General features: G+C 63.1%; 23 protein-coding genes, 1 tRNA gene and 1 pseudogene. 14 read left to right on the forward strand and 11 right to left on the reverse strand.

The annotated features are described in order from the left end of the window. Positions 1-2 precede the first annotated feature (2 nt). Positions 3-1,574, reverse strand: a complete 1,572-nt coding sequence (locus V5F84_RS17035) for a helicase HerA-like domain-containing protein (RefSeq protein WP_394041309.1) — start codon at positions 1,572-1,574, stop codon at positions 3-5. Between the two features lie 152 nt (positions 1,575-1,726). Here V5F84_RS17035 and V5F84_RS17040 point away from each other — a divergent pair, with 152 nt between their 5' ends. From V5F84_RS17040 to folK, 3 genes are read left to right on the forward strand one after another with little or no spacing between them, the layout of a single operon-like run. Beyond that, positions 1,727-2,107 (forward strand): DUF2267 domain-containing protein, encoded by a 381-nt coding sequence (locus V5F84_RS17040; RefSeq protein WP_394041310.1) that lies wholly within the window; start codon positions 1,727-1,729, stop codon positions 2,105-2,107. Positions 2,108-2,145: 38 nt separating this feature from the next. After that, positions 2,146-2,985 carry a dihydropteroate synthase gene (folP, locus tag V5F84_RS17045; RefSeq protein WP_394041311.1) on the forward strand — a complete coding sequence of 280 codons (840 nt, stop codon included), beginning with the start codon at positions 2,146-2,148 and terminating at the stop codon, positions 2,983-2,985. Further along, complete coding sequence (folK, locus tag V5F84_RS17050) at positions 2,982-3,467, forward strand: 2-amino-4-hydroxy-6-hydroxymethyldihydropteridine diphosphokinase (RefSeq protein WP_394041312.1); 486 nt, start codon at positions 2,982-2,984, stop codon at positions 3,465-3,467. Before folP ends, folK begins: the two co-directional genes overlap by 4 nt. Before the next feature lie 87 nt (positions 3,468-3,554). On the opposite strand, the gene V5F84_RS17055 is transcribed toward folK, so the two are convergent. Further along, a complete protein-coding gene (locus V5F84_RS17055; protein WP_394041313.1) occupies positions 3,555-3,761 on the reverse strand; it encodes a CsbD family protein in 207 nt (68 codons plus the stop codon). 133 nt (positions 3,762-3,894) lie between these two features. Here V5F84_RS17055 and meaB point away from each other — a divergent pair, with 133 nt between their 5' ends. Both meaB and V5F84_RS17065 read left to right on the forward strand, forming a co-directional pair. Continuing rightward, a complete protein-coding gene (gene meaB, locus V5F84_RS17060) occupies positions 3,895-4,908 on the forward strand; it encodes a methylmalonyl Co-A mutase-associated GTPase MeaB (protein WP_394041314.1) in 1,014 nt (337 codons plus the stop codon). A gap of 3 nt (positions 4,909-4,911) precedes the next feature. Further along, positions 4,912-5,544 carry a pyroglutamyl-peptidase I gene (locus V5F84_RS17065; protein WP_394041315.1) on the forward strand — a complete coding sequence of 211 codons (633 nt, stop codon included), beginning with the start codon at positions 4,912-4,914 and terminating at the stop codon, positions 5,542-5,544. Here V5F84_RS17065 and V5F84_RS17070 read toward each other — a convergent pair. Next, a complete protein-coding gene (locus tag V5F84_RS17070; protein WP_394041316.1) occupies positions 5,510-5,767 on the reverse strand; it encodes a hypothetical protein in 258 nt (85 codons plus the stop codon). The two genes, V5F84_RS17065 and V5F84_RS17070, sit on opposite strands and share 35 nt — an antisense overlap. A 177-nt stretch (positions 5,768-5,944) precedes the next feature. On the opposite strand from V5F84_RS17070, the gene V5F84_RS17075 reads away from it, so the two are divergent. Then, on the forward strand, positions 5,945-6,100 hold the full coding sequence (locus V5F84_RS17075; protein WP_394041317.1) for a hypothetical protein: 156 nt from the start codon (positions 5,945-5,947) through the stop codon (positions 6,098-6,100). A 138-nt stretch (positions 6,101-6,238) separates the two neighbouring features. Here the strand turns inward: V5F84_RS17075 and V5F84_RS17080 are convergent, their stop codons facing one another. From V5F84_RS17080 to V5F84_RS17100, 5 genes are all read right to left on the reverse strand, one after another. Further along, positions 6,239-8,098, reverse strand: a complete 1,860-nt coding sequence (locus V5F84_RS17080) for an ATP-binding protein (protein ID WP_394041318.1) — start codon at positions 8,096-8,098, stop codon at positions 6,239-6,241. A gap of 302 nt (positions 8,099-8,400) precedes the next feature. Continuing rightward, positions 8,401-8,475: transfer RNA gene (locus V5F84_RS17085), tRNA-Gln, on the reverse strand. A gap of 92 nt (positions 8,476-8,567) precedes the next feature. Next, on the reverse strand, positions 8,568-9,353 hold the full coding sequence (locus V5F84_RS17090) for an enoyl-CoA hydratase-related protein (RefSeq protein WP_394041319.1): 786 nt from the start codon (positions 9,351-9,353) through the stop codon (positions 8,568-8,570). A 106-nt stretch (positions 9,354-9,459) separates the two neighbouring features. Continuing rightward, positions 9,460-10,227, reverse strand: a complete 768-nt coding sequence (locus V5F84_RS17095) for a TIGR02186 family protein (protein WP_394041320.1) — start codon at positions 10,225-10,227, stop codon at positions 9,460-9,462. Beyond that, a complete protein-coding gene (locus tag V5F84_RS17100; protein ID WP_394041321.1) occupies positions 10,224-11,150 on the reverse strand; it encodes a sulfite exporter TauE/SafE family protein in 927 nt (308 codons plus the stop codon). The genes V5F84_RS17095 and V5F84_RS17100 overlap by 4 nt, the downstream gene beginning before the upstream one ends. Positions 11,151-11,682: 532 nt before the next feature. Between V5F84_RS17100 and V5F84_RS17105 the strand changes: the two genes are divergently transcribed. Continuing rightward, the gene (locus V5F84_RS17105; protein ID WP_394041322.1) at positions 11,683-12,450 is read left to right on the forward strand and encodes an SDR family NAD(P)-dependent oxidoreductase; all 768 of its coding nucleotides are present in this window, start codon (positions 11,683-11,685) and stop codon (positions 12,448-12,450) included. A 26-nt stretch (positions 12,451-12,476) separates the two neighbouring features. Further along, entirely contained in the window at positions 12,477-13,721 is a 1,245-nt protein-coding gene (locus tag V5F84_RS17110; RefSeq protein WP_394041323.1) for a D-arabinono-1,4-lactone oxidase, read from the forward strand. A gap of 3 nt (positions 13,722-13,724) precedes the next feature. On the opposite strand, the gene V5F84_RS17115 is transcribed toward V5F84_RS17110, so the two are convergent. Further along, positions 13,725-14,684 carry a helix-turn-helix transcriptional regulator gene (locus V5F84_RS17115; protein ID WP_394041324.1) on the reverse strand — a complete coding sequence of 320 codons (960 nt, stop codon included), beginning with the start codon at positions 14,682-14,684 and terminating at the stop codon, positions 13,725-13,727. 167 nt (positions 14,685-14,851) lie between these two features. On the opposite strand from V5F84_RS17115, the gene V5F84_RS17120 reads away from it, so the two are divergent. The 4 genes from V5F84_RS17120 to V5F84_RS17135 all read left to right on the forward strand — a co-directional run bounded on the left by V5F84_RS17120 (position 14,852) and on the right by V5F84_RS17135 (position 21,134). Next, positions 14,852-15,790 carry an ABC transporter substrate-binding protein gene (locus V5F84_RS17120; RefSeq protein ID WP_394041325.1) on the forward strand — a complete coding sequence of 313 codons (939 nt, stop codon included), beginning with the start codon at positions 14,852-14,854 and terminating at the stop codon, positions 15,788-15,790. 80 nt (positions 15,791-15,870) lie between these two features. Beyond that, the gene (locus tag V5F84_RS17125; RefSeq protein WP_394041326.1) at positions 15,871-16,959 is read left to right on the forward strand and encodes a quaternary amine ABC transporter ATP-binding protein; all 1,089 of its coding nucleotides are present in this window, start codon (positions 15,871-15,873) and stop codon (positions 16,957-16,959) included. Then, a complete protein-coding gene (locus V5F84_RS17130; RefSeq protein WP_394041327.1) occupies positions 16,956-18,941 on the forward strand; it encodes an ABC transporter permease in 1,986 nt (661 codons plus the stop codon). Before V5F84_RS17125 ends, V5F84_RS17130 begins: the two co-directional genes overlap by 4 nt. A gap of 168 nt (positions 18,942-19,109) precedes the next feature. Then, positions 19,110-21,134: an acyltransferase family protein gene (locus V5F84_RS17135; RefSeq protein WP_394041328.1), complete on the forward strand. Its 2,025-nt coding sequence runs from the start codon at positions 19,110-19,112 to the stop codon at positions 21,132-21,134. Between the two features lie 138 nt (positions 21,135-21,272). On the opposite strand, the pseudogene V5F84_RS17140 reads toward V5F84_RS17135, so the two are convergent. After that, positions 21,273-21,915: pseudogene (locus tag V5F84_RS17140) on the reverse strand (integrase core domain-containing protein); the annotation flags it as partial. A 391-nt stretch (positions 21,916-22,306) separates the two neighbouring features. Here V5F84_RS17140 and V5F84_RS17145 point away from each other — a divergent pair. Both V5F84_RS17145 and V5F84_RS17150 read left to right on the forward strand, forming a co-directional pair. Then, on the forward strand, positions 22,307-23,455 hold the full coding sequence (locus V5F84_RS17145; protein ID WP_394041329.1) for a polysaccharide pyruvyl transferase family protein: 1,149 nt from the start codon (positions 22,307-22,309) through the stop codon (positions 23,453-23,455). A 51-nt stretch (positions 23,456-23,506) separates the two neighbouring features. Continuing rightward, on the forward strand, positions 23,507-24,850 hold the full coding sequence (locus V5F84_RS17150; protein WP_394041330.1) for a glycosyltransferase family 2 protein: 1,344 nt from the start codon (positions 23,507-23,509) through the stop codon (positions 24,848-24,850). An 8-nt stretch (positions 24,851-24,858) separates the two neighbouring features. On the opposite strand, the gene V5F84_RS17155 is transcribed toward V5F84_RS17150, so the two are convergent. After that, a complete protein-coding gene (locus V5F84_RS17155) occupies positions 24,859-25,959 on the reverse strand; it encodes a hypothetical protein (RefSeq protein WP_509277121.1) in 1,101 nt (366 codons plus the stop codon). Positions 25,960-25,985 lie beyond the last annotated feature (26 nt).

The following is a 25,985-nucleotide window of genomic DNA, read 5'->3' on the forward strand; positions in this document are numbered from 1 at the left end:
GATCAGCGGCTGATGCTGCCGAGAATTCCACGCAAAATCGCCTTTCCAAGCTGGGTTCCAACCTGCGACGCAACGGAACGCGCCACTTGTCGCACCACCACTTCCGTGGTGGTCATCCGGCTCGACGAGGGAGCGCGGGAGGGCGCACGTGTCGGGACGCGGGCGGGCGCCGTCCCCGTCTGCGGCACGGTCGGGCGGCCCCATGGCCCCGCCGGGGGCACCCGCTCCGGCGCGCCCGTTCCGGGGCCGCCCTTTTCGGGCGCGCTTTTCTCAGCCGCCCGCTGCTGAAGGATCTCGAACGCCGACTCCCGGTCGAGCGGCGTATCGTAGAGGTGGCCCACCGGGCTTTGCCGCAGGATTTCGCGGCGCTCCGGCTCGGTCAGCGGCCCGATGCGCGCGGAAGGGGGACGGATGAGCGTGCGCTCAACCATGGTGGGCGTGCCATTGCCTTCGAGCATCGAGACAAGGGCCTCGCCCTTGCCCAGTTCCATGATCGCCTGGGCGGTATCCAGCTTGGGATTGGGACGGAAGGTCTCGGCCGCCGCCTTCACCGCCTTCTGGTCGCGCGGCGTGAACGCGCGCAGCGCATGCTGCACCCGATTGCCCAATTGGGCCAGGACGCTCTGGGGAACGTCGAGCGGATTTTGCGTAACGAAATAGACCCCGACGCCCTTGGAGCGGATCAGCCGCACCACCTGTTCCACCTTCTCCAGCAGCGCCTTCGGCGCCTCGTCGAACAGAAGGTGAGCCTCGTCGAAGAAGAACACGAGCTTGGGCTTTTCCACGTCGCCCACTTCCGGCAATTGCTCGAACAATTCGGACAGCAGCCACAGCAGGAAGCAGGCATACAGCCGTGGCGCGCCCATCAGCTTGTCGGCGGCGAGGATGGAAATGGTGCCGTAGCCGGAACGGTCGATACGCATCAGATCCTTGATGTCCAGTGCCGGCTCGCCGAAAAAATGGTCCCCGCCCTGGTTCTCAAGCACCAGAAGCTGGCGCTGAATGGCACCGATGCTGGCGGCGGAGACATTGCCATATTGCGCGGAAAGGCTTTTCGCATTCTCCGACACCCACACCAGCATGGCCCGAAGGTCCTTCAGGTCCAGCAGCAACAGGCCCTGCTCGTCGGCGACGCGGAAGGCGATGTTCAGCACCCCTTCCTGGGTCTCGTTCAAGCCCATCAGGCGGGCCAGCAGCAGCGGCCCCATTTCCGAGACCGTGGCGCGGATCGGGTGGCCCTGTTCACCGAACATGTCCCAGAAGATCACCGGGAAGGTATCGGCCTCATAGGCGATGCCCACGTCCTTCGCGCGCTGGAGCAGGAAATCCTTGCCGTCCCCCTTCGCCGCGACGCCGGAGAGGTCGCCCTTGATGTCGGCGGCGAACACCGGCACCCCGGCGCGGGAGAAGCCCTCCGCCATCGCCTGGAGCGTCACCGTCTTGCCGGTGCCCGTGGCGCCGGTGACGAGGCCGTGGCGATTGGCCAGCCGCAAGGAGAGATACTGGGGATGCACGCTCTTTCCGGCCACGCTCGCGCCGAGAAAGATCCTGCCGTCCGAATCGGGGCTCGCCATGCCATCCTCCCAAACTTGCCTGTCCGCTTTGTCGCGCGGGCAACACCGTGCGGGCAAGTGGCGCCGAGCGCTTTTGCGCGCTTGCGCCCATGGTGCGGCGCGGTCAATATCCCGCCGCGCCGTCCCGACGAAACCGCGAGAAGGAGTTGCCCATGGATGAGTTGACCGCTCGGCTCATGGACAAGGTCGGGGTGAGCGAGCAGACCGCGCGCGCCGCCGTCGAACTGGTGCTGGCGTTTCTCTCGCGCGAGGCGCCGCCCGCCGCCATCGCCGAACTCGTCGCCGCCATTCCGGACCTGAAGGGCGAATTGCAGATGCCGCCCGACGAAGCCGCCTTTCCCGCCGCCACCGGCCATTTCGGCGGCATGGCGCGGTTGATGCGGATCGCCGACCAGATGATGGAAAACGGCATGACCATGACCCAGGTGCAGGATGCCACGCGCGAAGTGGTCGCCTTCGCGCGCGAAAAGGCGGGGTCGGACCTGGTGGATCGGATCGTCGCCGCCATTCCGGGCTTGCGACAGGTGGCGTGAGCCGGCCAAGCCGGGCCGGCATCGGAGTTGACGCGCAGATGACCTCACCCCTTGCTCCCCGCTTGCTGCAGGCACGCGGCCGCGCCCTGCCCCTCGGCCCGCGCACTCTCGTCATGGGCATATTGAACGTGACGCCGGACTCCTTCTCCGACGGCGGCCGCAGCCTCGCGGTGGAAGATGCGCTCGCGACCGCCCGGCGCCTCACCAGCGAAGGGGCGGACATTCTCGACATCGGCGGGGAATCCACCCGGCCGGGCCACGTGCCGGTGGCCGCCGATGAGGAATGGGCGCGCGTCGCGCCGGTGCTGGACGCCTTGCAGGCCGAAACCGGCGTGCCGATTTCCATCGATACGTCCAAGGCCGACGTGGCCCGCCGCGCCATCGCCGCCGGAGCGGTGATCGTGAACGACGTCTGGGGCTTCACCCGCGATCCCGAGATGGCGCGCGTGGTGGCGGACAGCGAGGCCGCCGCCGTGCTCATGCACAATCGCGCCGAGGTGGACGCCAGCCTCGATATCATCGACGAGCTGCTGGCCTTCTTCGATGGCGCCCTGGAGCGTGCGCTCCGCGCCGGCGTGCGCAAGGACCGCATCGTGCTCGATCCCGGCATCGGCTTCGGCAAGACCTTCCCGCAGAATCTCGCCGCCATCGCCCGCCTGCCGGAATTGCGCGTGCTCGGCTATCCGCTGCTGCTCGGCACCTCGCGCAAATCGCTCATCGGCAAGGTCATCGACAGCCTGCCGGCGGAACGGGTTCCCGGCACGATCGCCTCCAACGTCATCGGCATCATGGCGGGGGTCGAGATCATCCGCGTGCACGACGTGGCGGCCCATGTGCAGGCCGCACGCGTGACGGAGGCGATCCGCGACGCGAAATGAGCCTCACCCGTGCCTATCTCTGCCTCGGCGCCAATGTCGGAGCGCCGCGCGAAACACTGGCCCTCGCGATTGCCACGCTCGCGCGGGCGGGGCTGACCATCGCCGCGCGCTCGGCGCTTTATCGCACGCCGCCCTGGGGGCCGGTGCCCCAGCCGCCCTATCTCAATCAGGTCGTGGCGGTGGATTGCCCGCTCGATGCGCACGGCCTGCTTTATCTCGCGCTTCTGGTGGAACGCATGCTGGGCCGCGACCGCGCGCGGGAGGTGCGGTTCGGCCCGCGCGCCATCGATATCGATATCCTCGCGTTCGGGGATGCGCGGATCGAGGAGAGCGACCTCCAGCTCCCTCACCCGCGCCTGATGGAACGGGCTTTTGCTCTGGTGCCGCTGGCGGAAATCGCGCCGGATCTGCGGATCGCCGGCGAGCGCGTCACCGACGCCCTGGCGCGGCTCGATGCGAGCGCGATCGTCAAGCTCGCCTGAAACGCAAGCAGGCGCCGCATCCTTGCGACGCGGCGCCTTGCGATGGGACCGGGACGGACGCGGGATCGGACCCGCCGTCCGCGCGGGTCAATTCATGCGGCTGTTGTCGGCCCAGGAATCCACCTGGCGCTTCACCTCGTCCTTGGCGAGCCCATAGCGCTCCTGCAGCTTGCCTTCGAGCACTTCGCGATTGCCCTTGATCTCGGCGATATCGTCGTCCGTGAGCTTGCCCCATTGGGCCTTCACATTGCCGGTGAATTGCTTCCAATTGCCTTCGATGCGGTCCCAGTTCATGAGGGAACTCCTGTGTGGGGGAAGATGCCTTTACAACGCGGACGTGGCCGCGATGTTCCCCAGGGGCCCATTGAGGGCGGGGCGCGAAGCCGGCATGCTCGGCGCCGCAGCATCGCCTATGCGAGGAGTGCAAATGGTCGCGACCGCCGAAGGGGATGTGATGACGCAGGCGAGGGACGACGACGCCAGGCTTGCCGAGGGCGTGGTTCGCGGCGAGCGCGCCGCCTTGGCGCGGGCCATCACCTTGATCGAATCGCGCCGCCCGGATCATCGCCGCCGCGCTGAAATCCTGCTCCAGGGCCTGCTGCCGCGCACCGGAAACGCGTATCGCGTGGGCATCACCGGCGTGCCCGGCGTCGGCAAATCCACCACCATCGATGCGTTGGGCACCTATCTCACACAGCAGGGCCACAAGGTGGCGGTGCTGGCGGTGGACCCCTCCTCCACGCGCACCGGAGGGTCCATCCTCGGCGACAAGACGCGCATGGCCCGCCTCTCCGTTGACCCCAACGCCTTCGTGCGCCCCTCGCCCTCCAGCGGGACGCTCGGCGGCATCGCCGCGAAGACGCGCGAAACCATGCTCCTGTGCGAGGCCGCCGGCTTCGACGTGGTGCTGGTGGAAACGGTGGGCGTCGGCCAATCGGAAACCGCGGTGGCGGATCTCACCGACACCTTCCTGGTGCTGATGCTGCCGGGGGCGGGCGATGAACTCCAGGGCATCAAGAAAGGCGTGCTGGAACTCGCCGACATCGTCGCCGTGAACAAGGCCGACGGCGACAACCTTATCCGCGCGCGCGCAGCGGCCGGCGAATATCGCGCCGCGCTGCATCTGCTGGGCGCGCGCTCGGCCCATTGGTCGCCGCCCGTTCTGACCTATTCCGGGCTCACCGGGGAAGGCATCGAGGCGCTATGGTCGGAAGTGCTCAACCATCGCGTCCGCTCGGAAGCCGCCGGCGCCTTTGCCGCGACACGCCGCGCCCAGCAGGTGCGCTGGATGTGGACCCTGCTGCATGAGAAGGTGGCGGAGTGCGTCGCCAGCGATCCCGCCATCAAGGCCCGCGTGCCGGCGCTGGAAAAGGATGTCGCCGAAGGCACCCTTTCCCCCACCCTCGCCGCGAACGAGATCGCGGCTTTGCTGGGGCTTTAGCGGGTGGACCGGACAAAGCGGCGGATCTTGATCTGCGGCTTCGGGCCGTTTCCCGGCGTGCCGAAAAACCCCTCGGCGCAGGTGGCGCGCCGGCTCGGCCGGCTCGGCCGTCCCGCCCTCGCGGAGACGGAACGGCTGGTGGAAATCCTGCCCACGCGCTGGGCCGCCTTGGACCAGGCGGAGCTGCGCATTCACGCGCTCAAGCCCGATATCATCCTGCTGCTTGGCGTCGCATCCCGGCGGCGCGTGGTGTGCGTGGAAAGCCGCGCCGTCAACGCCGCCGGCTCCTTTCCGGACGCGAGCGGCGTGGCGATGACGGGGCGCAAGCTGGGCGAAGGGCCGGCGGAAATCCGCAGCAGCGCGGATCTGCCCCGCCTGCTCGCGGCCATGCGCGCCGCGGGCCTGCCGGCGGCGCTCTCCCGCGATGCCGGGCGCTACCTCTGCAATGGCCTTTATTATCGCGTGCTCACGTGCGCGGCGGCGCGCGGCGTTCCGGTGGTGTTCGTGCATCTGCCGGGCGGCCCCGGAACCCAAGGTCGCGCCTGGGAAGACCGGCTCGTGGACGGGCTCGGCCAGGGTCTCGCGACCTTGACGGGACGCCTCAGCGGTCCCGGCGGGGCGGTTTGGGCGGGGTGACGTCGATCATCTCGAACTCGCCCGCCCGATAGGTCTGCGTGCGGACCTCGACCACGCCCTTGCCGGTCAGCAGGTAGCGGATGCCGCCGATCACCACCAAGGCCGTGACGAACAAACCGACCGCGATCAACAGGCTTCCGAGCAAGGTGAACAGCAGCACCGCGCCGAGGGCGACGGCCAGGAGAATGCCAACGCTGCGGAAGGTCGAGAGGAAGCGGGTCATGGATCCAATCCTAATAGGCCTTGGATCCTAGTCCAGGGTTTTGGCCGCGGTATGGCGAAGGGGCGACGGAGCGCGCGCCTGCATGAAAGATGGCGCGGCAGACGACTTAAGCCGAGCCGGAGGGAACTCAGGCGTGGCTTTGGCGTTGACCTTGAGCAAGCTCAAGGAGTTCAAAGAATGCCCCGCAGTGCCCTGTACGCCGTGATCATCGCTCTCGTGTTCGTCGTCGGCGCCGGCAGCTTTTACGCTTATCAGGAATATCAGCGGAAACAGCATTCCACCGAAATCACCATCGGTCCCGGCGGCATCAAGATCGATCCGCCGGCCCGGTGAGGGCGGCGGAGCGAGGGGCGAGGAAGCGGCGGCCGGCTCTTCACCTGCACCGCCTCACCTGCACCGCTCGGCGACGAGCTGCATGGCAACGGACCGCTGCGCTCCCTCCCTGGCGAAGCGCAACGGATCCATTGATCTTCAGAGTGCACCCATTTTCTCGAACGCCTCTCGGCTTTCGGCGGCTTCCCGAGTGATCTGCACAATCCGCTGGTTGAAAAACTCCTTGGCCGCTGGCAGGGCGAGATGCAGATCGTCGGCAATGAGGGTCAATACCTCGCTGGAGAGTACCTGCTTCTTCTCGGCATCGCTCCACCCCTCGGACACGTTGCGCTTGGCGAGCCCATAGACCAGAGCCCGGCCCAGACGCAGGACCAAGGCATTCTCCGCCGCTTCCGTCGCCGCTTGCCGCGCAAGTTTCGGCGCGACCTCGGGCGGGTGGGACGCAAACAAAATATCGGCCATTTGTTCTACGCTCGGATAGCGGAGATTTACGTAGAGCTGATGGGATTCCGAATAGTAGCGCGCGGCACGATGCTGGAGGGTGCGTTCCTCCACGTCCTGCGCGCTGCGCAACAGCAGCAGCTCCGGCATCTCCTCGAAATCCTCCACCTTCTCGGGGGAGTCCTTCTTTTCCTGAAGATCCTTGGCTTTGTCTTCCGTCGGCTTCGACGGCGTGGGCTTGTCCTCGCTCTTCGGCTTTGGCGCCGCCTCTGGCTGAGCGGGGGGCGGCACCGGCGGCTTTTCACTTACCGGCACCGGCGGCTTGGGCACCGGCGGGGGACTGCGGAACTTCGGCCGCATCCGCTTTAGCCCAAGCGCCGCGATCAGCTTCTCCAGCTGTTGCTTCACATTGCCGATGAGGGCCTGATCGGGCGATGCGCTGCGCATCAGCTCGCGGAGCCAATCGGGATGATTGGCCCGGACCATGGCGGCGAAATCTATCATCCGCACCTGATCCTGCGCGCCGTTCTTGTAGCGCAGGAATTGCCGATAGCCCTCGGGCTGCACCGGATAATCGTCGGCAAGCTCGACGAGAAGCGACACGTGCCGGGCATGAGAGCTGATGCCGTAATTGGGTGCCTCCCCGGTCCAGCCTCCCCACGCGCGCACTTCGTAGAGTTCGTCGGCATAGAGCAATCCCGCCAAACTGAAGCCGCTGCTGAAACTGTCCTTGAAGGAGGCGTTCACATCAGAACGCTTGGGGTGGATTGGATCATGGCCGAAATGCACTTTCACGCCGTCCGCGACCTGTACCGTGTCCCAGCGCGCGAAGCCCTCGCGGAAGATTTGGGCCATCGGAATGAATGAACGCACACCGGGAAGGTCATGCAGATCCGGCCCGATCAGAACGTCCACATCGCCATGGATCTGGAAGAAACGCAGCTGCAAACCCTGCCGAAGCCACCATTTTGGCACCTTCGGATTCCCATCATAGGGATCGGCAATGGTATCCTGGCTCTCGCGGTTGCCGAGAAGCACCACCTCGGTCCAATCGCTTGCGGTTTCTCCCCCCTCGATCTTCACCTGGTCGGTCACGTCAACCACGGCCGCCGGTTCCCCGGTGACCGGATCGCGGCGCAGGACACGCCCGTAGACGCCATTGCGCTTACCCAGCATCACTTCGCTGACGCGCCCGTCGCGGCAGGAGCGATAGCGCACCCCATGGTGATTGGAGGGCAGCGAGGCCACCTTCGCCCCCATGCCGAAATTTCCGTCCAGCCCCTGCATTTTGCCAATGGAGGAGGCAATGTCGCACATGCGGAACAGCTCTTCCGCATTCATCCCGAGGCCGGTATTCCAGATGCGCAGCTTGCGCACGCCGTTCACGAGGCAAGCATTGATCTCCACCCGCCGCGCGCCGGGGGGCGCAGATGTCGCGGCCTCCAATGCATTCTTGACCAGTTCCCGAAGCATCATGCTCTTCGGGCAGCGCTCTATCGTGCTCGCCACGAAAAAATCTTCGTTGTGAACGCGAATTTTCGTCACCAATTCATTCATGCCCGCCCCTCGGAAAGAAACTCGCTGACCAGGGAAAATACTTAGACTGGCTTATTTATATTATATTGGCAGAACTTATCCTGTCGCATCGGGCGCGCCTGCCGGAGATACTGGCGATATAATTACACCCACCCCCGCCAAACAGGTCCGCGCGACCCGAGTAGACCATGCATAAACCAAGCCAGACGGGCTCCTTGCCGCTTGGTCCCCGACGATCGGCTTCCAGGCTCGCGGCGCATGCCATCTTCGACGCAAAAGGGAGTTCAGGCACGGGAGACAGGGTTGCGCGAGGCACCGGATGCTGGCTGGGGCGCCAGGATTCGAACCTGGGAATGGGGGAATCAAAATCCCCTGCCTTACCACTTGGCGACGCCCCATCGCGATGGGCGCGGACCATATCCGCTAAAGCGGGGCGAATGCAACGCCCCGCGGCGGCTTTTCCAAGTGCGAAAACGTGCGCCCGCGCGGCTCAAGCGCCGCTGAAACGGGGCATGCGCTTTTCGGCGAATGCAAGACGGCCTTCGCGATAATCGGCGCTGGCATTGGCGAGCGTGGTCAGCCGGCGCGCCTCGGCCGCCACGCCGTGGCCCGCCCCTTCAGCCGCTCGAATGGAGGCTTTCGCGGCGCGCAGCGTCAGCGGCGCGTTCTCGCCGATGCGCAGCGCCACTTTCTCGGCGAGCGCGTCCACCTCGGCGGCCGGGGCGATCTGGTCCACCGCGCCGGTCTCATAGGCGCGGGTGGCCTTCAGCCGCTCGGCACCGAAAAACAGCTGGCGCGCCCCCTGGCTGCCGAACACCCGCACGAAGCGCGCAACGCCGCGCGGGTCATATCCAAGCCCGAGCCGGGCGGCGGGGATGGCGAAGAAGGCGTCTTCCGCGACCACCCGCAGATCGCAGCTCGCCGCCAGCGCCGCGCCCGCTCCCACGCAGGCGCCATGGACCAGGGCGATGGTGGGAAAGGCCACCGCCTCGATGGCCGCGCAGGCGCCTTCCACCAGTTCGTCATAGGTCTGCGCGCCCGAGCTGTCCGAACGCGCGGCGTCGAAATCGGAAATATCCGCCCCACCCGAGAAGGCCAGCGTCCCCTCGCCCCGGATGATCGCGACGCGGAGATCGGTCCGCTTGGCGGTGTCCGATGCAAAGGCCGCGAGCGCCCGCCACATGCCGCTGGAAATGGCATTGCGCCGTTCCGGGTTCGACAAGGTCAGCCGCGCGACGCCACCCTCGATGGAAACAGAAACATCACCCGAGGCCATGTATCCCCCCACGCGCGCGAACCGCCGCCGCCCTGCATTGAAACGCAATGATTGCCTAGCGCATCTCACCGGCGCGCGCCAACCTTCTTGCGAGCGGCCCGCGTGTTCAATCGCGCTTGAACAGCAGGTTCGCGACAAGGCCCACCAGCAGGGAGCCGATCGCCACCGCAAGGCCGTAGAACAAGGCGTGCCGTTCGGCGAACCGGGCGAGCTGCTGCTCGAAGCCGCCCTTCTCGACCACCACCGAGGTCGCCGCGGCCTGGATCAGCTGCCCGTCGGCAAACAGCTTCACGCTCACCTCATAGGTGCCCACGGGGGCACGCGCGGGAATGCGGAAGCGGGTGCGAAACGCCGTGGGCGACAGCAGATTGACCCCGTTCGGGGCCTCGCCATAAAGCCCTTCGTCGGTCTTGATGCGCAGAAAGGCGAGGCGGAACGGATCGTCCGGCACGACATCGGCGAAATCCGGCCCCACCCGCTGGAGGAAGATGTTGCGTTTCAGCCCGATCTGCTCGCGGCGCAGCACCTCCGGCGCCGCGATCTCCTCGGCCGGGCGATTGGTCGCCACCGCCAGCACCGCCGGGCAATCCACGAACGTGCGGCTGTCGGTGTTCACATAAAGGCCGAGCACGCGCGACTTGCGCCAGGTGACGAAGGTTTCCTGCGGCCCGCGCACGGTCACCGCGAAATCATAGCGCGGCGGGGCATCCGCCCGCGGCACGCCCTCGACCACGCCGAACAGCACCAGGTCGGCGCCGGTGAAATTGGAATTGATCAGCACATGCGGCTCGGACACCGACAGGATCAGGCGCTCCGCCCGCGCGCCCACGCAGGCCAGCAGGAGCAGACCCCAAGCGAGCAGGAGGCGGATCAATTCCCCCTCCCCTTGGCGGTGACGGCGAACGGGTCCGCCGGCGGGCGGGCGAGATCCACGCCCATGCGCAGCCCCACGGCGAGCACCAGCAGGCCCAGCAGCAGCCGCAGATGCTCCGCCTTGAGGGACTGGCCCGCGCGGGCGCCGAACTGGGCGCCCATGGTGCCGCCCACCATCAGGATCAGGGCCAGCACCGCGTCCACGGTGCCATTGGCCACCGCCTGGAGAACAGTCGCCGCCGTCATGGTGACCAGGGTCAGCACCAGGGACGTGCCGACCGCCGTCTGGGTCGGCACGCGCAGCAGATAGATCAGCGCCGGCACCAGCAGGAACCCGCCGCCCACGCCCAGCAGCGCCCCGAGGAAGCCGATGCCGAAACCGATCACCACCACCGGGATCGCCGACACATAGATGCGCGACCGGCGGAAGCGCATCTTCAGCGGCAGGCGCAGGAGCCAGCCATGGGTGCCGGGCCGGCGGATGCTCACCGCCTCGCCGCGGCGCGAGCGCAGGATCGCCCGCACGCTCTCCACCAGCATCAGACCGCCGACGCTGCCGAGCAGGGTCATGTAGGACAGGCCGATCACCAGATCGACCTGTCCGTACGCGCGCAGCAGCGTGAAGGTCGCGACACCCGCGCCGGTGCCCACCAGGCCGCCCAGCAGCAGCACGCCGGACAGGGGCAGGTCGATCAGCCCCTTGCGCAGATAGGACAGCGCGCCGGAAAAGGAGGAAGCCGCCATATGGGCGGAGACGCTCGCCACGGCCACCGCCGCCGGCACGCCGGTGAAGATCAGCAGCGGCGTCATGAGGAAGCCGCCGCCGACCCCGAACATCCCGGATATGAAGCCGACCGCCAGCCCCATCGCGAAGATCGCGAAAATGGCCACGGGCAGTTCGGCGATGGGGAGATAGATGGTCAAGGCGGGGTCCGCTTCGCAACGCCGCGCGCCGGAGTTGCCCCCGCCCGCGATCCAGGCCGGCCCGCGCGGGTTCGCTCCCATGGGAAGCGTTCCGGCCTCGTTCCGGTTTTTGCGTATAGCAGATTCCCGGCGCGGGGCGGATCGACATTCGGGGGAGGCCTGCGAATGCACGCTTTCTGATAAAATGTTTCACGTGAAACAATGGTTTAGAGAAGACGAACCGTGGTTAGGAGCCCTTCTCCGCGCCTCTTCGGCCGATGACATCGCCGTTTCGGGCGACGTTCGGCAGATGAATTTCGGCCGCGCCCGAATTGTTCGCAAAACCGGCCCGAAAGGCGAGGCCCGTGGCCGGCCCTCGCCGGTCGATGGGCTCCGGCGGCGGGTTCGAGGGCCCCTATCCCTTTGGGGATATGGGCACATGTACCCCATAATCGAACAATGCCCGCCGATACACGCAGATCGGCGGCAGACCGCAAAGCGAGGCACCTATGGGCGAGATCTTCACGGCGACGGACAGGGCGAAAGCGCGGCCATGAGCGGGCGGCTTGAGGGGCGCGTCGCCCTGGTGAGCGGCGGCGCCGGGGGATGCGGGCGCGCGGCCTCTGAACTGTTCGCGCGGGAAGGCGCGAAGGTCGCCATCGTCGATCTGCCGGGCAGCGCGGGCGCGGCGCTGGCGGAGGAGATCAAGGCCGCCGGCGGAGAGGCCATGTTCGCCGCCGCCGACGTCTCCGACAGCGCGGCGGTCAGCGCGGCCGTGGCGGAGGTGGAAGGCGCCTTCGGCCCGGTCACGGCGCTGTTCAACCATGCCGGCACGCTGGTGGTGAAGCCCTTCCTCGACACGACGGAAGAGGAATGGGACCGCCTGATGGGCATCAATGTGCGCAGCATGTTCCTGATGACCAAGGCGGTTCTGCCCGGCATGATCGCCGCCGGCGGCGGCGCGATCGTTTGCACCTCCTCCATTTCCGCGGTGGCGGGCACGCCCATGGAAGTGCTCTACGACACCACCAAGGGCGCCTGCCACATGTTCGCCCGCGCAATCGCGGTGGAATTCCGCGAGCGCAACATCCGCTGCAACGCCGTATGCCCCGGCTTCATCCGCACGCCCCACGGCATCCGGGAAGTGGAAGAGCTGACGCGCTACGGCGTCGACGTCTCGGACGCCGCCCTCGCCGCCCAGCAGGGCCGGCTATGCCGTCCGGACGAGGTGGCGAAAGCCGCCTTGTTCCTCTTGAGCGAGGATGCGAGCTTCGTCAGCGGGACGCATCTTTTTGTCGATAATTGCTTCACCGCCATGTGACGGGGCGAAGCCTAAGGGACGACATCATGGAACTTGGAGCAGGCGGCCACTGGAACAATTGGGTCGGCAACCAGTCCTTCATTTCCCAGCACGCGGCGGTGCCGGAGAGCGAAGAGGAATTGTGCGCGCTGGTGGCCGAAGCGGGCCGGCGCGGGCTGAAGGTGCGCGTGGCGGGCTCGGGCCATTCCTTCACCCCGGTGGTGGCGACGCCCGGTTTGCGCCTGTCGCTGGAAAAGCTGACCGGCATCCGCAAGGTGGACATGGCGCGCAAGCGCGTGTCGCTCGCGGCGGGCACCCGCATCGGCGACGCGGGCCGGGCGTTGAAGGCTCTGGGTCTCTCGCTGACCAACCAGGGCGACATCGACACCCAGGCCTTTGCCGGCGCGCTCTCCACCGGCACCCACGGCACCGGGATCAAGCTCGGCAATCTCGCCTCCCAGGTGGTGGGCATGCGGCTGGTGCAGCCGTCGGGCGAGATCCTGGAAGTGACCGACGCGGATCCCGACCTGCTGAATGCGATGCGGGTCTCCATCGGCCTGTTCGGCGTGATCAGCGAAGTCACCCTGCAAGTCATGGACGCCTATAATCTGCGCGAGCGGCTGTGGCGCGACGATTTCGAGACCTGCCTTGCGAACCACGACGCCTTGGCGGCGGAGCATCGCCATTTCGGCTTCTTCTGGTGCCCCACCCCCGAGAGCCGGCACCTCTATTGCCTGCCCGATACGGCGCCGGTCTCCACCACGTCGAAGCTCTCCGACGTGTGCGAGATGAAGGTGATGGACATCACCGACGAGCCGCCCGAGGCGGCGCAAGGCGAGTTCGAGCGCATCGCCTATTCCTCGGAAATCTACCCCATCGAATATGTGCCGAACTTCCACGAGCTGGAATATGCGGTGCCGCTGGAAAAGGGAAAGGATGCCCTGTGCGAGGTGCGCGCGCTGATGCAGGCCAAGCACCTCGATTGCATTTATCCTCTGGAATACCGTTTTACTGCCAGTGATAAAGGCTGGATCAGCCCATTTTATGAGCAGGACAGCGTGACCGTATCCGTTTCGGGCGGCCCGGGCATCGCCTATTGGCCCTATCTGCGGGAGGTCGACGCCATTTTGCGCCAATATGCCTCGCGCCCCCACTGGGGCAAGCTGCACTTCATGAACCGGGACGACGTGGACGCGCTTTATCCCAAGGCGCACGCCTTCCGCGACCTGCGCCGCAAGCTCGACCCGGACGGCATGTTCCTCAATGATCACTTGGGCTTGCTGTTCGCCTGAACCTCAGAGCCGCGCGGACGCCGCCCGCTGGACCACCATCGGGCGGCGGTTCATGTCCTGGATGAACAGGTTGAACAATTCGGTCTGGCTGGAAATGTTCAGCCGCCGATAGATGTTCTTGCGGTGGATCTTCACCGTGCCCTCCGACAATTCCAGAATCTCTGCGATCGAGGTGCTGGAATGCCCGCGCAGGATGAGCTGCACGATGCGCCGCTGCTGATGCGTCAGGCTGCTCTCGCAAAAACGCTCGAATGCCGCTTCCATAAGGGTTTGCCGCGGCACCGGGAAATCTTCCAGCGAGCGGAAATGGCTCCGCAGGGTCTGCCGCACCACGGGCTCGGTGGCGCGCAGCATTTCCATCTCGGCATCGGAGAAGGCCGCGTGCCCGCGCATGCGCATCAGCGAATAGACCGCCGAGCTGCCGCCCCGCAGCGGTACAATGAAGCCGATTTCCTCCACCAGCGCGCCCGGTTCCATGGACACGCAGGGATGAACCTCGGCCGAATTGAAGAAATCGGATGAAAAGAAATCGTCCGGCGCCAGTTCCGCCATGCGCCAAAGGCCGGAGGTGTGGCCTTGCGCGCACGCGGTATAGAAGGGATCAAGCAGATAAGTGCCACCGAGATAGGCATCGAGCGCCTGTGCGGAGGCATAATGCTGGTATCCGTCGTGCAGAAAGAGCGGACGACGGCCGAACGGATAGGCAAATATTGTCGAAAAATCAAAGCTCACGACTTCGCAAAGCATTTCATCCAGCACCTGGATGAGGCTCTCCTCGCCGATATGCTCGATCAAACGCGCCGTCTTCTCGGGAGTGAACACGTCCTGCCCTCCGTTCACCTGGCCCTTCCGACCTTGCAAGAATGGGGCCTTTTTTGCGTGAGAAGAAAAAAATCTTCGCCATAAAGAGCGGGCGACATACCCCTTTAGGGATATGGCTCGCCTCCGATCGAGCGCGAACAATCCCCTTCAGAAGGCTCGAACCGGGGATCGGCAGGCCGCCTGAGCAGGCCGCCTGCCTCCCCCACACAACGGCCCAGGCATTGCATGGGCCATGTCGGCGAGCCTCGACGACCGTGAGCCGCGATAGCTCGCGTGGCATCCGACGATCTGAACCAAGGGGAAAGCAGATGCTGGGTAAATATATGAAAGCTGCGGTCGTCGCCGGCGGGCTGGTGTCCGCTCTGGCGGGCGCGCCTGCGGCCTATGCGGCCGATTCCAAGGATCCGATCATCATCGCCCTGCATGACTGGACCGGCCAGGCGATCACCTCCCACATCGCGGGCGAGATCGTGAAGTCCAAGGGCGACAAGGTCGAATACGTCACCATCGACTATCTCACCGGCCTCACCGCCATGGAGAATGGCGACATCACCTTCATGTCGGAGCTGTGGGCCACCACCGCGGGCGACGCCATGAAGGCGTCCGACGCCACCGGCAAGACCGAGAATCTCGGCCCCCTCGGCCCCAAGGCCAAGGAGGAGTGGTGGTACCCCATGTACATGAAGGAGAAGTGCCCCGGCCTGCCGGATTGGCACGCGCTGCTGAAGTGCGGCGAAGCCTTCGCCGTGCCCGAGACCGCCCCCAAGGGCCGCTATCTCGGCATGGACGCCACCTGGGGCGGCCACGATCCCGACCGCGTCAAGGCGCTCAACCTGCCGTTCGTGGTGGTGGATGCGGGCACCGAAGCCGCCATGTTCGCCGAGCTGAAGTCCGCGTATGAGCGCAAGGCGCCGATCATGCTGTGGGTGTATTCGCCCCATTGGGTGCCCTCGGTGTTCGAAGGCGAATGGGTGCAGTTCCCCGAATATACCGACGCCTGCTACACCGACCCGAAATGGGGCGTGAACCCGGACCTGCCCTTCGACTGCGGCAAGCCGCATGGCGAGATCTACAAATACATCTCTGCCAAGGCCAAGACCAAGTGGCCCGACGCCTACAAGGCCCTCAAGGACTTCAAGGTCGACGGCCCCGAGCTGAACCTGATGGTGAAGGCCGTGGACGTGGACGGCAAGTCGATCGACGACGTGGTCGCCAAATGGATGACCGACCACAAGGGCCAGTACTGACCGCCGGCTCTCCGGCGCGGTGAACCGCCGGCCCCACGGGGCCGGCGTCTTTTCCCCTATTGATTTTGGAATGAGAGCTTATGGCTGCAGCCTCCCAGGCCGCCACCGTCGCGCCGCCCGTCGCAGCAAAGACCCTGGCCCCCGCCGAGCGCCCGGTGGCGCTCACCTGCCGCAACCTGTGGAAAGTCTATGGCGACGGCGCCGCGGCCTTCATGCAGGCGAACGAGGCCCCGAGCCCCGAGGAAATCCGCCAGGCGAAGCTGTTCGCCGCGGTGCGCGATGTGACGCTGGAAGTCGGCCGCGGCGAGATCTTCATCATCATGGGCCTGTCCGGCTCGGGCAAATCCACCCTCGTGCGGTGCATGTCGCGCCTCGTGGAGCCGACGGCCGGCGGCGTCTTCTTCGAGCATAAGAGCCTGCTGCGCATGACCGCCGAGGAGCTGATCCAGCTGCGCCGGCACAAGATGGGCATGGTGTTCCAGAATTTCGCCTTGCTGCCGCACCGCACCGTGCTGGGCAATGTGGCCTTCCCGCTGGAAGTGCAGGGCATGGGCAAGGCGGAGCGCGAGGCGCGCGCGCTCAAGGTGATCGAGCTGGTGGGCCTCGGCGAGAAATCCGGCCATTATCCGCGCGAGCTCTCCGGCGGCCAGCAGCAGCGGGTGGGCATCGCGCGCAGCCTCGCCGTGGAGCCCGACTTGTGGTTCCTCGACGAACCCTTCTCCGCGCTCGATCCGTTGATCCGGCATGAGATGCAGAATGAATTCCTGCGCCTGCAACGCCTGCTGTCGAAGACCATCGTCTTCATCACCCACGATTTCGACGAGGCGATCCGCCTCGGCGACCGGGTCGCCATCATGAAGGACGGGGCGGTGATCCAGGTGGGCACGCCCGAGCAGCTCGTGGTCTCGCCCGCGTCCGATTACGTGTCCGCGTTCACCAAGCATGTCTCGCGCGCCAAGGTCCTGCGCGTGGGCAGCGTCGCCGTGCCCGCGTTCGAGGGCGAATATCTCGGCGCCGGCGTGAGCGCCAGCGCGCGGATCGCGGAGATCGCGGCCCTGTCCGTCGACAGCGAGGCGCCGCTCGCGGTTCTTGACGAGGCCGGCGCGCTCGTCGGCAAGCTTCAGCGCAGCGACGTGATCGAGGTTCTGGTCAGCGGGGCGCGCGCATGAGCGATGTTGCCGTCGCCCCCGTCCGGCGGGGCCTGCGCGTTTCTGCCGGCTGGCTGATCGCCGTCGCGGTCGCTGTGTTGCTGGTCGCGCCCCTGGCCGCCCCGAATCTGTTCCAATGGGCGCTGGTCTATCCCACCGCCTGGGTGGTGCCGATCTCCGACTGGCTGCGCGCCTTCCTGTTCTGGCTGGTGCGGGATCTCAGCTTCGGCCTGTTCACCTTCAAGGACATGACGCGCTTCGTCTCGTCCCTGTTCGCGGGCGCGCTGGAGATTCCGAAGGCGATCTTCTCCACCGGCTTCACCTTCGGCGAGGACGGCTTCCACATTCCCCGCCTCTCCTGGGCCGGCATCGTCTGTGCCATGGGCATCTGGGGCTACATGCTGGGCGGGGTGCGCCTGGCGGCGCTGGGCGCGCTCGGTTTCGGCTATATCGCCCTGTTCGGGCAATGGGACAGCGCCATGGTCACGCTCTCCCAGGTGGTGCTGGCGGTGGCGTTCGGCGTCGCATCCGGCCTGATGCTGGGCATCTGGGCGTTCCGAACCCCGCGCGCGCAATCCGCCGTCGTGGCGACGCTGGACTTCATGCAGACCGTGCCCACCTTCGCCTATCTGGTGCCGCTGATCTTCCTGGTGGGTGTCGGCCCGGTGTCCGGCCTCATGGCGACCATCCTCTATGCCATGCCGCCCATGGTCCGCGTGACCATGATGGCGCTGAAGGCGGTGCCGCCCGAGCTGGACGAACTCGGCCGCATGACCGGCTGCACCACGCGCCAGGCGCTGTGGAAGGTGCTCGTGCCCTCGGCGCGCGACGACCTGCTGATCGGCGTCAACCAGGTGATCATGCTGACGCTGAACATGATCATCATCGCCGCGATGGTCGGCGCCGGCGGCCTCGGCTTCGACGTGCTCAACGCCCTGCGCCAGCCCAACGGCCTCGGCAAGGGCCTGGAAGCGGGCATGGCCGTGGTGGCGCTCGCGATCGTGCTGGACCGCATGAGCCGCGCGGTCGTGGAATTGCGGCCGGTGCACGGAGAGGCCGCCGTGATCCGCCGGCGCTTCGCGTGGGCCGGCTTGATCGCGCTGCTCGGCTTCACCCTGCTGTCGTTCGCGATCCCCGAACTGGAGGCCCTGCCGCGCGATTGGCGCGTCTCCACCGGCAGCATGTGGTCGCAGCTGGTGAGCTGGGTGAATGCCAACCTCTTCGCCACCGCCGAGGCGTTCCGCACCTTCATCCTGCTGAACCTGCTGCTGCCGGTGAAGAAGGCGCTCATCGGCATGCCCTGGCCGGCGCTGATCGCTCTGGTGGGCGCCGGCGCCTGGCGCCTCGCCGGCTGGCGCTTCGCCCTGGGCATGATGGCGCTGATCGCCTTCATCCCGGTCGCCGGGCTGTGGGAGCGCGGCATGACCACGATCTATCTGTCCGGCATCTCGGCGATCCTCGCCATTCTCATCGGCGTGCCGCTCGGGGTGCTGGGCAGCCGCTCGGACCGGCTGCACAAATTCCTCGGCACCCTGTGCGACACGCTCCAGACCATGCCGGCGTTCGTCTATCTGCTGCCGGTGGTGATGCTGTTCCGCATCGGCGACGTCTCGGCCATGGTGGCGATCGTGCTCTATTCTCTGGTGCCGGCGATCCGCTTCACCGACCACGGCCTGCGCCGCGTGCCGCCCAGCCTTACCGAGGCCGGGACCATGGCCGGTTGCACGCCCATGCAGCGCCTGCTGAAGGTGGAGCTGCCCTACGCCATGCCGGAAATCATGCTGGGGGTGAACCAGGTGATCATGATGGCCCTGAGCATGCTGGTGGTCTCCTCCTTCGTCGGCACCAATGATCTCGGCAAGCAGATCCAGGTGGCGATCTCGCAGGCGGACCCGGGCAAGGGCCTCGCGGCGGGCCTCGCCATCGCCTTTCTCGGGATCCTGGCGGACCGGATGATCGGGCGCTGGGTCGCGGCCCGCAAGGCCCAGATGGGGCTGGTGTGAACCCGGCGGACCTCCCCCCTGGCGCCGGCGTCTCTCGCCGGTGCCGGGCGGCCGAGCCCCCGACGAGAGGTCAAACCACCTCGCCTTTCGGCACGGATGGCGTTGCGGATCAAGGCAGGTTGTGGTTTCTCCTGCCGGGATAAATGTGACAGGATTGTACAGTTCCAGATGGCTTTTTCGGAACCCCGCATAAATTTCATCGACGGCCTGCGGGCCGTCGCCGTGTTCAGCGTGGTCGCCTATCACGTGGGCATCCCCGGCTTTTCCGGGGGCTTTATTGGCGTTGATATATTCTTTGTTATTTCCGGATACTTGATCATAAATCACATTGTCGGCGATATTAAGAACAAGAACTTTTCCCTATACAATTTCTATATGAAGCGTTTTCTGCGCATATTTCCGCCGTTCCTTCTGGTTATTGCGGCTACGATTATTGGCGCGCAGAATATTTTGATCTTTCCAAATCAATGGAATTCATTTCAGAGTGAAATCATTGCATCGGTCGGAATGTGGATTAATTTCCTGTTTCTCAACAAACAGGGCTATTTCGACGCATCCGCCGACAATAAACTGCTCCTGCATATGTGGTCCCTGGCCGTAGAGGAGCAATTCTACCTCTTTGCGCCAATTCTGTTACTCGCTTTTTCAAGCCTTTACGCGCGCTTCCGATCGCGGCGGCTGATGGAAGGGCTGGGTGCGCTGCTATTCCTCGCCTCTTTGGCGGGATGCATCGCCTTCACCGCGCAGGATCGAAACCCGGCCTTCTTCATGATGCCGCTGCGGGCATGGGAATTCATCGCCGGCGGCGCGATCCCATTGTTTCTGGAGACGATCAAGCGTCATCGCGCCGGCGCCCTGCTGGCGTGGCTCGGCCTGCTCGTGACGCTGGGCGGCATCGCGGGGCTGGCGACGCTCGGCCTGTATCCCTCCTATCTCGCGCTGTTGCCGGTGGTCGGCGCAACCTGTCTGATGGCGGGCGGATTGAGCGATGCGCAGTCCTGGCCGGTTCGCCTGCTTGCCACGCGACCGTTCCGGATGGTCGGCCTCGTTTCCTATTCCTGGTACCTGTGGCACTGGCCCGTGCTCACGCTCGAGCGGCTCGGCAATTTCGGCAACCACACGCTCCTGCTCGATCTGCGCTCCGCGGCCATAAGCTTCGGGCTGGCGGTTCTCACCTATCTGCTGCTTGAACGTCCGATCCAGAGACACCGCGATCTGGTCCTGAGGTCGTCGCCGGCGATCGCATTGGCCGGCTCGATCTCCTTGTGCGTTTTGGTGGCTTTCCTGGGCGCTCGGAATGCCGCCACGCATGCGCTCGCCGCTCCAAGCACCTTTGCCGGCACATTCGAAACCGGCGAACAATCTTGGAGCCTGTATGATAAAGAGAATTGTACCGCCAAGCTTACAAAAGGACTTTCACCGGATTGCCTTTCGAGCGCCGATGATTCTTTCGGATTTTTAATAGGCGACTCGCATGCCGAAAATTTATACCGACCTCTTATTGGGCAAATAGGCAAAAACCGGCTGATCGGACTTGCTGAGCGCACCTGCCCCCCAATAGATGATGTAGAGATATTTTGGTTCGATCACGGCGCTTTAGGTGGTGCTTGCCATCTGATGCGCGAATTGTCGCTGAAGCAATTATCCCAGATTCGCTCCAAACCAACGTTCGCAATACTTTCCGCGCGCTGGAATATTTACGTTCCGAATCGCCATCCGCTGAAATTGGATGAATTTCATACGGCCTTGACGGAAGGCCATGATCGGATAACGCCAGCGGAGAACCAGGAACACGTCTTCAAGACGCACTTCCAGGCCATGCTGGCGAAGCTCGAAAACCTGGGCATAAGGCGGATACTCGTTCTCCTGCCAGGGCCGGAATTCTCCGTTGAAATTCCAATCTGCGCCGCAGCGGCGATTCAGAGGGATGCGAGCCCTCTCTTATGTTCGGAACCACGAAAGGCCGTGGAGGCGCGACGCGCCGTTGCGGTGTCTTGGATCACAGCGGTCACGGCGCAGCACACAAGCGTGCGTGTCATCGACCCCCTGGACGCGGTTTGCGACGCGAACCTTTGCAACGGAACCGGCAGCGGCGGGATCTGGTACGTGGATTCTCATCACCTGAGCATGGCAGGCGCGAACCACCTGCTGGATGTCTTCAAGCACGACATCGAATGGGCGAGTCAGAAGTAAACCACCGGGCCTCGGGCCCAGTCCACGCACCTATGGGAGATTGCCGCCCATAGGGCCTACGATAAGATATCCTTTTTCGACCATGCGCAAGCTGAATGAACCGCCCCGGGTTCGTCGAGGTGACGTTGCCCCCAAGTTTTATCCAGCGTTGAGTTCGTTCTGGCGGGTGGATTTGGTCTTGCTTGCCGGGTGAGTGGCGGGATCTGGCGCGGAGCTTTTGACCTGGCGCAGCGGCAGATCCCGTCGCGGATGGAAGGTGGCGGCGAAGGCGGATGGGGTCTGCCAGCCGAGGGCGGAGTAGGCGTGATCCATTGTAGTCGGAACGCCAACCGCCCAGGGTCGCTCTGGCCTGGCTCAGCGCCGAGAACAGCGTCTCGTTGAGAAGCTCGTCGCGCAGGCGACCGTTGAAGCACTCGATGAAGGCATTCTGCATCGGCTTGCCCGGCGCAATGTAATGCCACTCGACCTGTGCCGCGTCCGCCCAGGCGAGGATGGCGTTGGAGGTGAACTCGCTGCCATTGTCGCTGACGATCATCTTCGGCCGGCCGCGCTCGGCCACGAGGCGATCCAGCTCCCGGGCCACCCGCACGCCGGACAGCGATGTGTCCGCCACCAGGGTGAGGCCTTCCCGGGTGCAGTCGTCGACGACGGTGAGGATCTGGAAGCGACGGCCACAGGTGAGCCGGTCCGACACGAAGTCGAGCGACCAGCGCTCGTTCGGCCGCATCGGGATGGTCATGGGGGCCCGCGTCCCGATGTCCCGCTTGCGGCCACCACGGCGCCAGTCTCAGGCCGGCTCCCAGCATTCCTGGCAGATGTATCTGACGCTCTACAACGCCTAGGTGCACAAGAATCGCTGGTTTCGAGATGCGGGCAATTCGGCAGGCTGACCGCGGGCAGGCGTCGAAGCCGCACCCCTGCATCATTGCAATCTGGGGGATGTGGCCTCGAGGAAACTGGCGCGTAAAGATCGACGTGTGCATAATGGAAACACTCAAACCTGCGCCGAGCAAAGCGGCCATTTTCGTGATACACGCTGCTGAGGGCCCTATGCCATGTTGCGCACGCTTCGTAAGGCCGTCATGCTGATTTTCCGGTTTCGATACACGTCATAAAGCTGCGCTAAAATTCGTCGCGTCTACGCGAACTTATGCTGTGTTCTGGAGTCGACAATGCAGGCCCGCAAGCCGAAAATCTTGATCATGATCCCCGCCGGGAAGCGCTACCAGCATGATCGGGTGATGATTTACGACCAGGCTCGTGACGACTACATCCGATCCTATTTCAATACCGGCGACATGATGGTGTACGATTCCATCCTGAAGTTGCTCGACTTCGCCGACATGGATGTTCTGAAGATCGCCAATCCGACGGAAGCGGATATCGAGCGTTACAACTCCAGTTTTGATTATGTCCTGCTTCGCGGCTCGAACTTCATTCACGAGCACATGCAGTGGGAGCGTGCGGCCTGGGTGCTCGAGCAACTCAAGATCCCGATTTATGCGATCGGGGTCGGCGCACAGGCGGAAACCAAGCGGCATATCGCGCTCTCGCCCGAGAACCGCCGCGTCTGGGAACTCATCGCCGAGCGGAGCAAGGCCGTCGGCGTCCGGGGCGCGTATTCGGCCGAGGTTCTGGCCGCCAATGGCGTAAAGAACGTTGAGGTGATCGGCTGTCCATCGCTGTTCCGCCGGCGAAACCGCAACATGCTGCTGAACCTCAAGCCGGCGAGAGCGATCAAGCGCGTCGCTTTCAGCCTGAGGCGCGAGACGAACCACTACTATGCCGCCAACATGAGCACCTTCGTCTCGCGGCAGCGCGAACTGCTCCTGAAAATCGCCGACAGCTACGAGACCACGATCACGATCCATGGCGAGCCGCAGGAAAAGGCCTTTTTCGTAGGACATCGCGAAGGCATCGCCGCGGCGACCGAAGCCTTCAAAAAGTCAGGCTGGTTCGATCCCGAGCACGAGGAGCGGATGTTGCATCTCTACAGGCACGATCTTTTCCTCAACGATCGTGTCGAGGACTATGACCACATGATCACGCAGCATGATTTCGCGATCGGGTATCGGGTGCACGGGATTCTACCGGCGCTCGCGAACGGCATACCTGGCTCTCTGGTGGATTACGACACCCGCTCGGGCGAGTTGGCCGAGACGTTCTCGATCCCGAACGCGCTCGATGCCGATATCCTCAACGCGCCGCTCGACCAAGTCTTCGACCCCTCACAGTTCGGCGATTTCATCAAGAATTTCGGCCGGAACTACGACCGCTTCAAGGGCTATCTCGACCGCTCGGATATTCCGAACCGGATGTGATGTCTTTAATTAGGCCATGGCAAGTCAATATTAAGCGTGTGGTTATATGCTATGACGAAATTTCCTGAATTATTTGAAGGCAAGTTTGACGATGATTTCAGCTGCGCAATAGACGCTATTGTTGCGTCTATTGACAGGGGTGATCCCGTAGAATATGGGACCATTTCTTCAATTGTGAAGAATTTTCAGTCAAAAGGTGAATTTGATAAGGCCGAAATAATATTACTAAAATCATTCGCCAGAAACAATAAAGACATTAGAATTATTATCGACACCGGGTCGAATTTTTCCTTAAAGAAGGATTACGATTCGGCCATTGAGTGGTTTTCCGTTGCTGAGAAGCTGAATCCAAGGAATTCATGGCCTTATTTCCTGAAGTCAAAAATATATAGAAAATCAGGCCGATCTGTTGATGCCTTAAATATTCTTTCTAAGGGATTGAATATTGCAGGAAATAAGATCATTAGATCAGAATTCAACAATATGATCAAAGAGTACTGCGATTTAAAAGCGATAATTGCCGAAGGGCAAGGAATTGTTTCAAGAGAAGCGATTTCAATGCCTGCTGACTGTGGGCGCGAGGTCAAGGGTGCCCTCCAAGTAAGTTTGGTTAAGAATGAGGGAGATATAATCTACGCAAACTTGTCTCACTCCTATTTCGTTGGCATCAGAAATTTTGTAATTGGGAACAACGCCAGCACCGATACAACAATAGATGAGATTAATCGATTTAAAATTGATTACCCCAACGCGGTTGTTTTTGTAGTCGACGATCCTGTCGTCGGCTATCATCAGGCTGCAAAAACAACCGCCTTGGCGCGGTTTGGGAAAACAATATTCGATGGAATTGGAAGGGAGATCGAATGGATTTTTCCACTTGATGGCGACGAATTTCTACGGTTTGTTCCGCAAGCTGGGGATTTACTTAACTTCCTATCGTCCGATGTCGTCACGGGGAAAAAAGTAATAGCATATCATTGGATGCACGCATTTAGCTCGGATATCCACGATACGATCGATCCAAATTGTCCTTTGGAGAATTATTTCTTTCGATTTTCTGGCTTTGGGCCGACCCCCGTTAGAAAGATCGCATTCCGAGCTACGTTTGACGCGTATCTGGAGATTGGAAATCACTATGTCGACGGCGTCATCGATAATCCTTCAGACTTGGTCGTCGCAGCAGAGCATGGCCTAGTCCTTGGCCATTATCCTGTTAGGAGCGTTTCGCAGATTAAGAGCAAAATTATAAACGGAGCAATGGCTTTGATCGCCGGAAATATTTCTACTCAATACGGAGGTCATTGGCGGAAGGAATATGAGCGATACCTGGCGATTGGAGATATGCACTTCCACGATATGGTAAAGAAATACAACGATAACCATGCAAATATCTGAGTCAATTGTTAGAATTTAATGTTCAGTGGAACATATATTATATCTCTATCCATAGTGCCCATGCCATCGATCAATTTTCTGCTTGTGAAAATGAGATAAGGCTTCTCACTGTCTATGCTTTCAAAATTTAGACGTTTTGAATGGGGATCAATTATTGCTGGATAAGACCAGTAGTGGGTCATGTTTTGCTCTCGCGGCCGAGTGGGCGCAGGCATGATCCGGCTCGGTGTTTTCCAATCCATCAAGTCGTCCGAGACTGCGTAGTAGAAGCCCGGAACCGGAACATCGTCCCCCTTGAGTTTCAGGCGAGCAGCAAAGACAGCAACCCACTTTTTTGCGCTCGTTACATAGTTTAACGAGCGCACCTCATTGACTAGCCCTTGAAGGGGAAAGCAACCCTGCGCAGGCGGCCTCCTCATATCAAGATCAAAACCAACCCCGTCCCAAGCTCTCCACAGTTCTGGGCGCATCGGATCCGCAGTTCTAAACAAGCAATTTCCAGTTTGTTGTATTCTTTCGCCCTGAGCAAAGGCAATCATATAGTAAAAACCATCTTTAGAGACAATGTTGCTTGCTGTAAAAACGCCGAATCTATTTTGGTTTTCTTCTGAGTAAGCGTCGGACAACGTGGCGATTACACGATCAGATTTTTCTAGGACACGAAATGTATCGCCCATATTTGTTGACTCTGCCGCCAAGATATTGTTCAGCCAGCAACGCCCCGGACGCCCGCCGGGATCACACCCAGTGCGCTTCATCTCGTCAGCTAGATCCTGACTCAGCAAAGCTGCGATGTGCCGGCCATCGCGCGTGAATACCGCCTCGATCCATAGCGATCCTGTGCCGGCAGGCTCCTTCGCGCTGTCCAAGATCGATGCGCAGACCGGCTTCAACGACGCGATATCGGGGCCAACCATCATCCAATTTTTGCGATGCGTGGCGATGAGCGCAATGTTGCCGTCAGCTCTGCGGAACGCGCGGACGGGGGCATCTGGAATGAATTCGTCATCACAGCGTTGCGCGGACCAATCGTATAGAACGCGTGGTTCGCCAATCGGCACAATCGTCAAGTCGGCGGCTGTTGCTGGATAGATCAAGGCCAGAAACATAAGACACGCCAAACGCATCGATTTCT

This window comes from Roseixanthobacter liquoris, from assembly GCF_043195135.2.
Lineage (GTDB): Bacteria > Pseudomonadota > Alphaproteobacteria > Rhizobiales > Xanthobacteraceae > NCEH01.